The sequence below is a fragment of the Acinetobacter sp. SwsAc2 genome (genome assembly GCF_013391465.1).
GTDB lineage: Bacteria > Pseudomonadota > Gammaproteobacteria > Pseudomonadales > Moraxellaceae > Acinetobacter > Acinetobacter johnsonii.
Window position 1 is genome coordinate 1 of the sequence record NZ_JACBEZ010000037.1, and the last position, 15,021, is coordinate 15,021.

At 42.0% G+C, this 15,021-nt stretch carries 12 protein-coding genes; 6 read left to right on the plus strand and 6 right to left on the minus strand.

Annotated features, from left to right (window positions below; all coding sequences use genetic code 11):
* Positions 1–339: 339 nt before the first annotated feature.
* Positions 340–1,785 (minus strand): capsule assembly Wzi family protein, encoded by a 1,446-nt coding sequence (locus HYI04_RS14030; RefSeq protein WP_010326268.1) that lies wholly within the window; start codon positions 1,783–1,785, stop codon positions 340–342.
* 139 nt (positions 1,786–1,924) lie between these two features.
* Positions 1,925–3,451 (minus strand): lysine--tRNA ligase, encoded by a 1,527-nt coding sequence (gene lysS / locus HYI04_RS14035; protein ID WP_010326267.1) that lies wholly within the window; start codon positions 3,449–3,451, stop codon positions 1,925–1,927.
* Between the two features lie 277 nt (positions 3,452–3,728).
* Between lysS and HYI04_RS14040 the strand changes: the two genes are divergently transcribed.
* A complete protein-coding gene (locus tag HYI04_RS14040) occupies positions 3,729–4,235 on the plus strand; it encodes a YqiA/YcfP family alpha/beta fold hydrolase (protein WP_010326266.1) in 507 nt (168 codons plus the stop codon).
* A 36-nt stretch (positions 4,236–4,271) separates the two neighbouring features.
* Here the strand turns inward: HYI04_RS14040 and HYI04_RS14045 are convergent, their stop codons facing one another.
* Positions 4,272–4,814, minus strand: coding sequence for an adenine phosphoribosyltransferase (locus HYI04_RS14045; RefSeq protein WP_010326265.1), 543 nt, complete (start codon positions 4,812–4,814; stop codon positions 4,272–4,274).
* Between the two features lie 514 nt (positions 4,815–5,328).
* Here HYI04_RS14045 and rubA point away from each other — a divergent pair.
* The 4 genes from rubA to oxyR all read left to right on the plus strand — a co-directional run bounded on the left by rubA (position 5,329) and on the right by oxyR (position 8,652).
* On the plus strand, positions 5,329–5,493 hold the full coding sequence (gene rubA, locus HYI04_RS14050; RefSeq protein ID WP_004694381.1) for a rubredoxin RubA: 165 nt from the start codon (positions 5,329–5,331) through the stop codon (positions 5,491–5,493).
* A 68-nt stretch (positions 5,494–5,561) separates the two neighbouring features.
* Complete coding sequence (locus tag HYI04_RS14055; RefSeq protein WP_010326264.1) at positions 5,562–6,740, plus strand: NAD(P)/FAD-dependent oxidoreductase; 1,179 nt, start codon at positions 5,562–5,564, stop codon at positions 6,738–6,740.
* Positions 6,741–6,797: 57 nt separating this feature from the next.
* Entirely contained in the window at positions 6,798–7,736 is a 939-nt protein-coding gene (locus tag HYI04_RS14060) for an alpha/beta fold hydrolase (RefSeq protein WP_010326263.1), read from the plus strand.
* Positions 7,737–7,749: 13 nt separating this feature from the next.
* Positions 7,750–8,652, plus strand: coding sequence for a LysR family transcriptional regulator OxyR (oxyR, locus tag HYI04_RS14065; protein WP_004981021.1), 903 nt, complete (start codon positions 7,750–7,752; stop codon positions 8,650–8,652).
* An 86-nt stretch (positions 8,653–8,738) separates the two neighbouring features.
* Here the strand turns inward: oxyR and ppk1 are convergent, their stop codons facing one another.
* Complete coding sequence (gene ppk1, locus HYI04_RS14070) at positions 8,739–10,823, minus strand: polyphosphate kinase 1 (protein WP_130235060.1); 2,085 nt, start codon at positions 10,821–10,823, stop codon at positions 8,739–8,741.
* A 110-nt stretch (positions 10,824–10,933) separates the two neighbouring features.
* Positions 10,934–11,608: a monofunctional biosynthetic peptidoglycan transglycosylase gene (gene mtgA, locus HYI04_RS14075; RefSeq protein ID WP_004694386.1), complete on the minus strand. Its 675-nt coding sequence runs from the start codon at positions 11,606–11,608 to the stop codon at positions 10,934–10,936.
* A 77-nt stretch (positions 11,609–11,685) separates the two neighbouring features.
* Here mtgA and HYI04_RS14080 point away from each other — a divergent pair, with 77 nt between their 5' ends.
* A complete protein-coding gene (locus HYI04_RS14080; protein WP_130235059.1) occupies positions 11,686–12,501 on the plus strand; it encodes a rhomboid family intramembrane serine protease in 816 nt (271 codons plus the stop codon).
* 30 nt (positions 12,502–12,531) lie between these two features.
* Here the strand turns inward: HYI04_RS14080 and HYI04_RS14085 are convergent, their stop codons facing one another.
* On the minus strand, positions 12,532–15,021 hold the full coding sequence (locus HYI04_RS14085) for an ABC transporter permease (RefSeq protein ID WP_178896303.1): 2,490 nt from the start codon (positions 15,019–15,021) through the stop codon (positions 12,532–12,534).

Here is a 15,021-nt window from a genome sequence, read left to right on the forward strand (position 1 = left end):
GAGATTCATGCACGTGTGGCCGTATTAAATAAATTTACAGATTTAGGCCGACCTCACACCCAAGTTGCCACTTAAATTTAGATAACTTGGAAGAAGTTTAGCTTTTGAATGTTTGTGCAACAAAGCCCTACAAATACCTAAAGTCTGTTTCATTGAGGTTCTATGTATATGACTTACCAAACTCGTAGCTTAGAGTATTAAAAAGCACACTCAATACAGACCAGCTTGTTGATTTTATATATCAACATGATAACCAAAAATTTGGATTCCAATTACTTCGAGATTAATCCGTAAAACATAAAAACCCGCAATAAATGCGGGTTCTATCACTCTCAAATATTAATAATGAAAAACGCGTTTATCCAAAGGTATTTCTATACCAATCGATGCACCAGCATCATTACCATGTAAATCAGAATCGCTGAACCAACCATTAATTTTGATTGGTACAAATGGACTTAAGTAATGTGACCAAGTTAAATCGATAGCTTTAATATCATCTGTTTCAGGAAAGGCTGCATTGGTAATACGGCCAGATTGATTAACCTTTGCAAATAATAATCGACCATTTAGACGGTTCATTGCATCGAATCGAATATCACCACCCAAAGATACCATTTCACCATCACCACCCATAGCATGCCCCAATGGGAAACCATGTTGGTAATAACCATCGGTATAAGTTGAATGATTATATGAAACCCCTAACGCGTCACGGTTGGTACGAGTATCAGCCCATTCTGTATAAAGTTGATATGGCATGTTTTTAAAAGATGACGAATAATCTACGCCAGCAAGATACATTTTTTTAGAAGGTAATCCACCAGCCTCATCCTCACCTACATATTGTCCATACAGACTCATAGGTACACTCAACAACTGCTGAAAATTCAATCGAGCATCAAATCCTGCAACCTGATTAGACGGATCAGGTTCTCCTGTACCACCGTTATCCTTGTTTCCAATCATAGCATCCCAGAATGAGCTAAAACTTTCTGGTCGTCCCTCGCCCCCCCACTGAAAAGCACGTGAAGCGCCTAATTCTAAATAAGGTAAAGGTTGTGCCGTAAGACGTAGACCCACTAATTTAGCATCAGGTACAGCAGAATAGTCATCTAATTGACCTGCAAATGCTTGATATTGCCACGGACCAATCCATGACAACCATTTTGTTTCAAAAGCTGATTGATCTGCGCGCTGAGCGGTAAAGCCATAGACTGGGCGGCTCGCATCACCTCGTAAAAGACTCCCATCATGACCTGGCCCCCAATATGTTGGTATCTGACCAGCAATCAACCATTGATTCCACAATTTTCCAGCTATGTAAGATCCTTCAACATTAACTTCTTGATCGTTGTCAATTTGTGGGTCTTTTTCTCCATTCACTCTAAGGCGAATATCCCAATTTTCACCACCAGCATTAAATTCCAAACCTGCTTGGTACTGTGCTTTTTCTTGATCACCAAAAGCTTGAGGAATTTCCTTTTGATCACTCTCTGCAAATAAGCGTGCTTTAAACATCGCGTTCTCACGATCGAGATGAGCTCGCACTGACTCAATAACTTTTTGCTGAGCAGGAGTCGCAACTTTAGCCTGAGACAATACTCTTTGAATTTCATCACCGCTCATTGGCCATGTAGATGTGCTAATTTGAATCACACCCTGCTGATTTAACCAGTTTAGATCTGTTCTTAAATTTTGATCATTTAAAACGAGACCTTGAGCAAAGATACTCGTTGTTGCACCCATTAGCACAGCGATTGCAAGTGTTTTTTTTAGAAACATTCCGTTTTATTCTCAGGACTTAAAGCTAAGTGTTACCTTATTTTTTTTATCTCTTTTTTACAAGCTTTTCTATTTAGTAATGTTGTAAAGATCAAAAAAAACCCGCAATGAATGCGGGCTTTTTATGTTCAGATCAAACTTAGTTTTTATGACGCATGTGTGGGAACAGAATCACATCACGAATACTTGCTGCATTAGCGAATAACATAACTAAACGGTCAATACCAATACCCTCACCCGCTGTCGGCGGTAAGCCGTACTCAAGTGCTTCAACAAAGTCTGCATCGTAGTGCATTGCTTCATCATCACCTGCGTCTTTTTCTGAAACCTGAGCTTGGAAACGTTCGGCTTGGTCAATCGGGTCATTCAACTCTGAGAAACCATTCGCAAGTTCACGGCCACCAATAAAGAACTCAAAACGGTCCGTAATGTGTGGGTTATGATCATTACGACGTGCCAATGGCGATGTTTCAGCAGGATATTCTGTAATGAAAGTCGGTTGACGTAGCTGAGTTTCAACAGTTTCTTCAAATACGATGGTTTGAAGTTTACCCAGACCAAAACCTGGTTTTACCTGTTCTTTCAGCTCTTCTTGCACAAATTTTGCCAAGAATTCACGGTCATTGACATTTTCAGGCGTGAACTGTGGGTTGTGTGCAAGAATGGCATCAAACATTGAAATTTTCTTGAATGGGCCTTTGAAGCTATACACTTCTTCACCATAAGGCACATCGGTTGAACCCAAAATGTCCAGCGCTAAACGCTCAAGCATATTTTCGGTAAGTTCCATCAAGTCTTTATAGTCTGCATAAGCTTGATAGAATTCAATCATGGTGAATTCTGGGTTATGACGCGTCGAAACACCTTCGTTACGGAAGTTACGGTTAATTTCAAACACACGCTCAAAACCACCAACAACCAAACGCTTTAAGTAAAGCTCAGGCGCGATACGTAAGAAAAGTGGCATATCCAAAGCATTATGATGCGTTTCAAATGGACGCGCTGATGCTCCACCTGGAATCACATGCATCATCGGTGTTTCTACTTCCATGAAGCGCTTTTCAGTTAAAAATGCACGAATGCCTGAAACCACTTTGGCACGGATTTCAAAAGTCTTACGTGTTTCTTCGTTCACAATCAGGTCAAGATAACGCTTACGATATTTAACTTCAGTATCGTTTAAACCGTGGAATTTATCTGGAAGTGGGCGAAGCGACTTGGTTAAAAGCTCAAAATGTTCGATATGCACATAAAGGTCACCTTTACCAGAACGACCAATATAACCTTTCACCGCGATAATATCGCCAAGATCTAAGCTCTTAATGGTTTCTAAGGTTTCTGGTGCTAACTCTTTACGCGCTACATATAACTGGATACGACCCGTCATATCTTGGATCACGATGAATGAACCGCGGTTCAACATCACACGACCCGCTACAGACACATAAACATGCTCTGCTGCTTCAATTTCTTCTTTGCTTTTGTCTGCAAATTGATCTTGTAAGTCTTGAGCATAATGTTCACGTTTAAAGGTGTTTGGCCATGGGCTAGTGCCCGTTTGTTTGGCTTGATCTTCAATCTGCTTTAACTTGGCATGACGCTGTGCAATTAAATCGTTTTCGGAAATGGCTTGTTCAGAAGTCGATTGAGCGTTTTGTTGCGTCATCTCTGCCTCGTATATGTATTAAAAAACGGAAGTTGCATAGCATAGCAGAATTCCAGACGAATGAGCATCATCAAAAACCACGCGATATATAAAAAAGTATACATCCTGTTTATTTCAGAGCTAAGACGCCCTCTGTATAAAAGTTCTGTCTATTTCTTAGACCAAAAGCTAACTTCATTTCACGATCAATCCCTCTACAATGGACATTATAAATCGTGGAAAAGTAAACTTTTCTCCACTCATAAAATAATTTAGTTTTTTAATTGAATGATAAATCATGAGCAGATGCGAATCTAAAATTTTGTTTTTGCATGGATTAGACTCCTCACGCGAGTCCACTAAGTTCCATGCCATTGATGCAAAGCAGAAATTTTGTATCGATATCGATTATCGCTATCTCAATTTTTCTACCGTAGCCAGTTTCTACGACGATATTATTGAAAAAATAAAACCTGAAATTATTGTTGGACATTGTATTGGTGCGTATTGGGCATTGAAAATGTCGCTGCTGCATCAAATTCCATGTGTGATTGCCAACCCACGTTTAGCCCCTGACTTTCGCGATGATTACCCGAGCATTAATGATACTGACTTAGATCACAATGTGCCGCAAGTGGCCTACTTGGAGCTGGGAGATGAATTAATCGATATGTACGCGGCACAGGAAATTTTAGAAAATTACATGTTGATTCAAGCGGTTGAAGGCGGACATCACCGACTACTTAAACCTGAAAATATTAATCAACTGATTGAACATTTAGAACAACAATATTTATATAAATAAAAAAAGCCTTGGATGTCCCAAGGCTTTTTTATCTGCTTATGCCGCAACAGATTCTGGTTTTGATTTGTCATCTAATACTGACCAAATCTTTAAACCTAAGTCAGTATGCAAATCAGGCAAATCAAGAAAAATACTGGCACCGAGCACTTCATGATTACATTTTGCCACCAGCTGATTAACGGCTTTTAATGTCCCACCTGTCGCTAAAACGTCATCTACAATAATCACTTTTTGCGATGGAGTATTGGCTGACATTTCTAAGCGGTCTAATCCATATTCCAAACTATAACCGACACCCACCACCGGTGGTGGCAGCTTGCCTGCTTTACGTACCAACAATAAACCTTTACCTAAACGTTGTGCCAATAAGCTCGCAAGCACAAAACCACGCGCTTCTACAGCAACAAAACTATCTACTTCCGCCAACTGCTCAGCAGGAATACTTGCAATTAACGCGTCGGTTAAAGGCTCAATATTGCTCATAAACAATGGGGTTAAATCGAAGAAGCAAATCCCAGGTTTTGGAAAATCTTGGACCGTACGAATGTGCGACCACAACGTTGTAGACAAGTTGTTCATAGGAGATCAATAAAATTTGAAAAGGAATAGATGAATTTTACAGCTTTATCTGTTAAAAAAACAGTCAAGCACTGGCTATGCAGCCGACTGAACAACCAAAATATTTATGTAAGTTATTGTTTTCAATTAAATCATTTATTTAATAAATATTAGGTATAGATACACTCAATATTAAAATAGCAATTTAACTTTGAGTTTACAGCACGACCTTAGTCTATACATCAATAATTTTATAAGGCTAGCTGACTGAAAAAACGCATCTTTTTTAGATGTAATTATCTATAACCTTCACACATTCGCAAAACGCGATCTGGTTTTAAATGATACGTTTTGTCCTGATCATCGCTTTTAGCCGATAGATTCAATCATTAAACTCCGATATTTACTTTACATTCGTATTAGAACTGCGTAAAAATTTAGATTAGCGAAGTATGCTAACCACTCAGATGAGTAGCAGCTTGCGTAATGGATTATTTTACTGAACCCTTTCTTGTTCAGCGTTTTGGAGAGTCAAATGAAGAAGTATCAATGCATCGTTTGTGGATGGATTTATGACGAAGCAGAAGGTTGGCCACAAGATGGCATCGTGGCGGGAACGAAATGGGACGATATCCCTGACGATTGGACTTGCCCAGATTGTGGCGTGTCAAAAATCGATTTTGAAATGGTTGAAATCTAATTCATAGTGTTAAAGACCATGCAGCATGGTCTTTTTTTACGTCTTTAAAATAATCTCTGGAGAACCTTATGCATCCCATCGTCATCATTGGCTCAGGTATGGCAGGCTATGCTGTAGCACGTGAATTTCGCAAGCTGAACCCTGAACAAGAGCTGCTTATGCTATGTGCAGATGATGCGACTAATTATGCCAAACCAACATTGTCCAATGCCTTTGTTGCCAACAAAGCGCCTGAACAGATTGCTTTGGGTGATACAGAGAAAATGGCAACACAACTGAAAATGCAAATTGCCACGCATACTTGGGTGAAAGAGATTCATACTGAACAACAGCAGTTAACCGTTATTAAAGATGGCGCTGAATCTACACAGCCCTACTCTCAATTGGTTTTAGCGGTAGGAGCAAACCCAATTCGCTTAGCCATTGCGGGCGATGGAAGTACTGACATTCAAGTTGTAAACAATCTAGACGACTATAAAACCTTCCGCGCAAAACTTGAAAAGCGTGCAGACAAACGTGTAGTCATTTTAGGTGCAGGTCTTATCGGTTGCGAATTTGCCAATGATTTACAACATACAGGTCATCAAGCTACCGTTATCGACTTGGCAAACCAGCCTTTGGGCCGTTTATTGCCAGCGCATGTTTCAAGTGCCTTTAAAGAAAACCTTGAGGCAACGGGTATTCATTTTGTCCTTGGCACCACAGTTGAAAAAGTGTCTAAAATTGAAAATGGTGACTATGTTGTGACCTTAGCCAATGGTCAGTCTTTAGTCGCAGATGTAGTCTTATCTGCGATTGGTCTACAACCAAACATTTCCCTTGCAAAAGAAGCAGGTATTCAAACCAGTCGTGGCATTTTGACCAATGCACAACTTGAGACGAATCAACCGCATATCTACGCCGTAGGAGATTGTGCTGAAGTCAATGGACTCTTGCTACCTTATGTGATGCCAATCATGCAACAAGCACGCGCTTTAGCCAAAACATTAAATGGCGAGACCACTGCGGTGCATTACCCTGCTATGCCTGTAGCAGTTAAAACACCCGCTGCGCCGCTCACTGTTTTGCCTGCGCCAATCGATGCAGAGGTGAACTGGGAAACTGAGGAATTAGACGATGGCATGATTGCCAAAGCCCTAGACAGTCAAGGTACACTTCGCGGCTTCGTACTGCTCGGTGCAACCGCAGCGAAACAACGTTTAGCATTAACAAAACTGGTTCCAGACTTGATTCCAGCACAGGTTTAGAGTTTAAATAAAAGGACATTTATAACAATAGATGTCCTTTATGTGAGGATTACAATAATGAATAGCGCACTCCAATATAATCTTTCACCCTATACCTCTTTCATGCGCGAAACCAAAGTCGACTTAGGCAATGGTATTGAACTCCATGTCGAAATCGGTGGCGAAGACCATCATCCGACCATTGTTTTGATCATGGGCTTAGGAGCACAGCTGTTATTTTGGCCTGATTTCTTCTGTAAATCTCTGATTGATCAAGGGTTCCGTATCATTCGCTTTGATAACAGAGATATTGGTTTATCTTCAAAAATTAAACATCAAGGTCCACGCTTAAACACCCTCAAACTGATGGGGCGTTTTGCTTTAGGTTTAGATAACCGTGGTGCACCTTATGACTTATACGACATGGCTGACGATGTGGCACTACTTTTAGACCGTTTAGGTTTAGATGAAAGCTATGTGATTGGCGCATCCATGGGCGGTATGATTGGGCAAATTCTAGCAGCGCGTCATCCACAGAAGGTCAAAAAGCTCGGCTTAATGTTCACCAGTAACAACCAACCTTTACTGCCACCGCCTTTTCCAAAGCAACTCTTTAGTCTAATTGGTCGACCTGAATCGACCGATGAAGAAGGGATTGTAAGCCATTCTTTGAAAGTGTTTAAGCTTATTGGCTCACCTGATTATCACAATCCAATCGAGTCAATTCAGACTTCTCGCAAATTATATCGCCGAAGTTATTACCCTGCGGGTGTACTTCAACAGTTTTTAGCAATATTATGTACAGGTTCTTTATTGCAACTGGACAAACAGATTCAACAACCGACCCTTGTGGTGCACGGTTCGCGAGACCGTTTACTCCCGCCTAGTCACGGAAAGGCCGTTGCAAAGGCAATTATGGGTGCTAAATTTGAATTAATTGATGGAATGGGGCATGATATCCCACCTCACTTCATTCCAAATCTTAGCGAATTATTTGCACAACACTTTAAATTATAATCATTAGGACACTATGGCTGCATTACCATCCTTAAGACAGCTGTCATATCTCGTTACACTGTCAGAAACGCTGCATTTTACTGAAGCTGCACGCCGTTCATTTGTAACCCAATCGACTTTGTCGGGCGGGATTATGGAGCTTGAACGCCTACTCGGTGGCGTACTTGTAGAGCGTGATCGCCAAAATGTGCGCTTAACTCCTCTAGGCGAGCAAGTCGTTGCTCGTGCTCGTGTTCTACTGGCAGATGCTCAAGACCTGATGCGTTTAAGCCGAGAAATGAGCGAGCCTTTAACTGGTGATTTACATCTAGGTGTTATTCCAACCATTGCGCCATTTATTCTGGCGCAATTGTTAGATGAAGTGCATAAGCAACTCCCTAAAATTCAACTACATTTACACGAAGCGCAAAGTGAGAAAATTGTAGAAAAACTCGAACATGGCAATTTAGACATGGTCGTTTTGGCTCTACCTTTTGATACACGTGGCTTAAAAGTTGCTGAAGTCGCAAAAGAAAGTTTGTTTTTGGTCTGCAATAAATCAGATATCGCAAGCCAAGCCAAATCGCTAGACGACTTAGACCTTTCGCGTTTAATGTTGCTTGAAGAAGGCCACTGCTTACGTGACCACACTCTAAGTGCCTGCCCTATTGGTGAGCGTAAAAACGATCATCGTTTAAAAGCGAGTTCTTTACCGACCCTTGTGGAAATGGTATCGGCTGATCTTGGTTTTACTTTATTACCTGAAATCGCAATTCATACCAATATGATTAAAGCGAATCCAGATTTAATGGTCAAACAAATTGAAGCTGCTCCAAGTCGTATCTTGGCTTTGGTGACACGTAAAAGCACTCCGCTACAAAGCGAATTTGATGTGCTATTACAAATCCTGCAAAAAATTACTCAAGATCTACACTAAGCTTATTTTAGTGCATAAAAAAGGAGTCAAACATGACTCCTTTTTTTGTGCCTGAATCTTTTTTAGATCCAAGCCTCCCCCCAAAATTATTTAATCACATCTAGCAAATAACGCTGTGCATTATGCTCGGTTTCGCCTTCAGCTGGCGTCGCACGAAGCCAAGTTCCATCACCTTGTAGTAACCAAGCTTGTTGATTATCCTGCAAATAGGTCAACAAACCTTGCTGATAAATACGTTTTTTCAAAGCTGGATCTTCAATTGGGAAACAGGCCTCAACACGATTAAATAGGTTCCGATCCATCCAGTCGGCGCTCGAACCATAAATGCGTGCATCGCCATTATTACTAAAATAGAAAACACGCGTATGTTCTAAGAAACGCCCCACGATCGAACGTACACGAATGTTTTCCGAAAGCCCTGGCAAGCCCGGGCGTAGACAACAAATTGAACGAATAATGAGATCAATTTGTACACCTGCCTGTGATGCCTCATACAGCTTATTGATCAGTTGCACTTCGGTTAGTGCATTCACTTTCACAATAATTTGTGCTTTCTTGCCCGCTTTCGCATTGGCAATTTCATCATCAATAAAGTGGATCAATTGTGCATGGAGCGTAAACGGCGCATGAAGTAGCTTTTTCAGCTTCGCCATTTTCCCCATACCTGTCAACTCTTGGAAAATACGGTGTACATCTTCACACAACTCTTTATCGGTCGTGAGCAAGCCATAGTCGGTATAAATTCGTGCATTACCCGCATGGTAGTTACCCGTTCCCAAGTGCACATAACGAACGAGTTTATTATTTTCACGGCGTACCACAAGAATCATTTTGGCATGGGTTTTATAGCCCACAATGCCATAAACAACCACTGCACCCGCTTCTTGTAGCACATTTGCCACTTCGATATTTGACTCTTCATCAAAACGCGCACGCAGCTCAATCACCGCGGTAACTTCTTTACCATTACGCGCCGCTTCTGCTAAGACTTGTACAATTTCAGAGTCTGCACCACTGCGGTATAGGGTTTGCTTAATTGCCAACACTTGTGGGTCACGTGCCGCTTCACGCAACAAGTTAATCACAGGTGCGAAAGACTCAAACGGATGATGTAGTAAAATATCCTGCTTCTGCATTGCAGAGAACATGCTTTCCGACTTTTTCAACACTTTAGGAATAACAGGAATATGTGCGTCATACCGTAGATGTGGACGTTTAAAATTGGACAATAAACGCGCCAAGTTCACAGGTCCTTCGACTTTATACAACTGCTCCTGATGCAGATCAAATTCATCTAGCAAGTAGTTATAAATATGTTCTGGACAGTTTTGTGTAACTTCCAAACGTACTGCTCGTCCAAAACGACGTGAACTTAACTCACCTTTCAGTGCTTTGGCTAAGTCTTCCACATCTTCATTGAGCGCCAAATCAGCATTCCGTGTGACACGGAACTGATAACAGCCTGTTGCTGTCATCCCTGGGAACAAGTCAGAAACATGCTCATGGATGATAGCTGAAAGCATCACATGATGCTCTTTTCCACCTGTGAGCTCATCCGGTAGACGAACCACACGTGGCAATGAACGTGGTGCAGGAACAACGGCCAAATCAATCTGACGACCAAATGCATCTTTCCCTTCCAAAGTCACAATAAAGTTGAGACTTTTATTCACTAAACGCGGAAATGGGTGCGCAGGGTCAAGGCTAATCGGTGTTAAGACAGGTGCGACCTGTTCTTGGAAATATTTCTTCACCCATGAAGACTGTGCAGGCGTCAGTTCCCCACGGCGTAAGAAGCAAATGTCTTCCTCACGTAGTTTCGGCAGAATTTCATCATTGAGAATACGATACTGACGTTCAATTGCAGCATGTGCAGTTTGCGAAATTTGATCGAGTACTTGGCGTGGAGTTAAGCCATCGGGGCTACGGCTTTCATTACCCAGATCCAACTGTTCCATGACGCCCGCAACGCGAATTTCAAAGAACTCATCTAAGTTACGTGAAAAAATCAGTAAGAAATTCATCCGTTCTAACAACGGATGTAAAGGATCTACGGCTTGTTCCAATACACGTAAATGGAAATCTAATATCGATAACTCACGGTTAATATAGCGATCGTTATACGCGTATTCAGGTTGTGGTATCGGAGATGTGCTTGCTGCCGTATTCATAGCTAACCTTTAATTATTTGAATGCGTTTTATCATGATAAGTATGCTTCAATTTTGTGACAATTTCATAAAAAAAAGCCCATAAATTTGGGCTTTTTCAGATCAATCAAATTAAGGGATATCGCTATAGCGCATATACTTTCGAATCATGCGCTCGCGGTTTTGTAACTTACGGTCATTTTGATGGTCTTGGTAGTATTTCGGATTAGGCAAAATGGCCGCTAAAAAGACCGCCTGCTCTCGGCTTAAGCTACGTGAACTTTTACCAAAGTAGTGTTGGGTTGCAGCTTCCACGCCATAGATATTATCGCCAAACTCCACCGAGTTTAGGTATACCTCTAAGATGCGTTCTTTGCTCCACATCCGTTCCATCATCCAAGTTGCAACAGCTTCCTGCCCCTTACGAATGAATGAACGCTTGTTATATAAAAATAAGTTTTTGGCCAATTGCTGAGAAATTGTTGAACCGCCGGCAACCACTTTGCCCGTGTCATTATTACGTTCAAGCGCCGCTTGAATGCCATCCCAGTCAAAACCATGATGTTGCATAAATTTGCCATCTTCAGCCGCAACAATGGCTTTTTTCATGTACTCACTGATCTCATCATAATCACGCCATTCGTGTTGAATGGGTTTAGATGGCTCAGACCAATAATCAATCCGCATAAACATGGTGGTTTCCACTGGCTTGTAACGCCACCACGCTAGGCTTGCAAAAATCCACAACTGTACCAAAAGCACGAAGCTGACAACGACTAACAAACTACGAACAATAAAAGCTTTCATGCCAGTGGCTTACTCCAAAAATCATTTTTATTCATGCTAAGCTTGGGCAAATATAGCAAAATTTTAGCAAGAATAGCATGACAGAGCTTACACCTCCGCAAATCAAAACAAAATTTGACGTACATTTATGGTGGATTACCGCCGTCATTATTGCCGTGAATGTTGGGTTGTTTTTTTGGCAAATCCTGCATGGCATGGATGTCAGCAATCCAAGTACGGCGGATGCCATACATTGGGGAGCAGACTATGCACCACTTACCTTCTTGGCTGAGCCGATGCGTTTGTTGAGCAGTATGTTCTTTCATTTTGGCTTGGTTCACCTCATGTTGAACATGTGGGCGCTGTATATTTTTGGCAGTGTGCTGGAGCAAATGTTTGGACGTGTCTATTTTCTTGCGCTATATGTTCTTGCTGGTCTCATGGGTAGCTTGCTCAGTGGTTATATTGCCATCCAAGACAGTTATGAACTGATTCGTATTGGGTTCGCAAACCCTGAACTCTTGCCGCGTGTCGGTGCAGGGGCTTCAGGTGCCGTCATGGGACTGGGGGCAGCACTGACGGTTCTATCGCTACTGCCGATACTCCCACAGCAACGTTTTATTTTAGATAAAAAGACTTTGCTCATCGTGATGGGTATCAACTTAGCCATGGGCTTTATGATTTCAGGTATTAATAATGCCGCACATATTGGCGGCATGTTGATGGGTGCTGTTTTGGCGGCACTTTGGTATCTCTCCCAAAAGGTGCAGCAGCGTTGGATTATGCCGCTGAGCCTTGTTTTGGCAGCCTGCGGTTCGTATTGGTTTTACTTACACTGCCAAAACCTTGTGGTCTATATTCAACCCTTATGGTCAGAAGTGTTAATGATGATGCGTCAACAGCTCAATTTCTAAGATTCAACACTTAACGTATTAAGAGATCAATCACGCTTGATTGATCTCTCTCAAACTTTGTAAAGGCGGAATATCACTGAGATAACTTAAGCGATAACGCCCAATCAGCGCGCAGAGTAAGGTCATGAACAGTGGTAAAATGAGCCAGATTTCCCAGTGTGGCTGAATGGCTAATCCCATGCGATAACATGCTACCGCACTTATTGCTTCAGCAAATAAACAAGAAACCACACCTGCCATAAAACCAATAAAGCCAATTTCTAGACTGAGCATAGTTCTGAGTTTTTGCTTGGAACCACCAAATGAACGTAATAATGCCACTTCACGTTTACGCTCATCCATAAGTAAGTTCAGGCAAGCAATTAAAACCAGAATACCTGAAATACTCACTAAAACTGCAAGGATCGTGACAATCTGCACCAGCACCGTAACAATGCGCTTAATTTCATCTAAAATTAAACTGACATCAATAAAGACAGTGTTGGAAAATTGCTGAATAATGCTGATCAATTTCGCTTTGTCAGACTCGGGTACATAAAAACTGCCCAAATAACTGCCCGCATTTTCATCCATGGTCTGTGGCGCAAAAATAAAGAAGAAGTTTGGGCTAAAACTTTCCCATTCTACAGTTCGTAAGTTTGCCACTTTGGCGTGAATGACACCCTCTGGTAAGCTAAAGGTCAGTTGATCCCCCACTTTTATCCCAAGCTCTGTTGCGGTATTGGCTTCTACCGAAACTTGTCCTTTTGCTGTGAGTTTTGCTGTGCCAGAGACAATTACATTATCTTTAGGATAACGGTCTGCTTGAGTCAAATTTAATTCACGGCGTAAGGAATTATTTTGCTTGACCAAATCCTCAGCAAAAGGCTGTCCATTTTTGGCAATCAGTCTACCTCGAATATTCGGATAGAGCGGCGTACTGTTCCAGTGGTTCTGCTCAATTTGTGCTTTTAACTCAGGCATGTCAAAAGGCGGTAAACCATATACAAACTGATTGGGCGTTCCCGCAGGGATTTGCTGCTGCCAACGCTCTAACAAATCGGTTCGTAAGACGGCTAAGACCGTAATTAAACTAAGCCCCAAAGCCAAAGCGGTAATCTGAAATGCAGTCTGGTAAGGTGTGCGGACATAAGCAGAAACCGCATTTTTCAAGCCACGCAGAAACTTCAAACTCAGCCAGACTACAGCGTATAACACTGCACATAGAATGATAATTGCCCCAATGACCATGGCTGTCAGTACAATGTTTTCAGTCAGAACGATACTAAACAGCACCAGACTTGCCGTTCCTGCGAGCAACATCCAAAACATAGACGAAACCGATTTTTCTTGACTGCGAATGACACGGATAGGCGGCGTATTTAACAGTTCCCAAAAACTCGGCAAGACAAAACCCAGAAGCACTACGGCACTGGTCAACATAGCAATCGGAATCGGCCCGAGCAGCATATCCCACGCTGAAAACGCAATACTTAAGTGTGGGATCAGTTGTAACATCAGCTGTAACAGGCCATAGCCCAGCCCTACCCCCACTGCACTCCCGACCAACATGGCAAGCAAAAACACCACACCCAACAAACTGAGGTAAGCCCAGAGAATTTGTGACTTCGCCGCCCCCATACAACGCAATAGCGCAATGTGATCTTGGTTTTGTTGTACAAAGCGCTGACTGGTCAAAGCAATCGCAATTCCACACAGCAAAATCGTTAAGATATTCGCCAACTGCAAAAAAGTGTCCAAATTTGCAATTGGTTTCATTAAACGGGTATTGCCCTCACTGGCATTGCGTAAGCGTAAGCTGTTTTGTGGTTCTTCCGCATTAGGACTTTGAGTTGTCGCACTGACCTCTTCAGACAATACATTCTGCTTCTTAAAATTTGCTTCAAACTGCTGAGTATTTTGTGCTGTACCTGCCATCAGTAGACGATAGTCAATACGACTACCGACTTGTATAGCATTGGTCTTGGCAATATCTGCTTTTGAGATAATCACCGTCGGCGAGAACCCCGAAAAGCCTAACTCTTGATTGGAATCATGCTCAATCAAGCCTGTGATCTTAAACACACCATCTGCAATATTGAGTTGATCGCCCAGTTTAACCCGTAGCAAATCCATAGCACGCTGGCTCAACCAAACTTCACCTGAAGCAATATGCTTCGCAGCAGGCTGAATGCGTAACTCTCCACGCAGAGGAAAGGCTTGATCGATGGCTTTGACATTGACCATAACAAACTGATCATCGGTATATGCCATCGAACTAAAGACAGTGACTTCGGATTGTTTTAAATTAAGAGCTGTCGCTTGCGCTTTCCATTTCGGATCGAGCTTTTGACTGTCCGTTAGAACCAAATCCCCTGCTAGCATCTCAGCGGCTTGAAGCGCTACGGCATTTTGAATTTGCTCATTACTAAACTTCAGCGCGGTCGTTGCACTGATCGCGAGAATCAACGCAATAATCAATAAATACACACCGCTACTTTTAAAACTTTGCTTCAGTAAGGGTTGAAATAGCGAATTCAT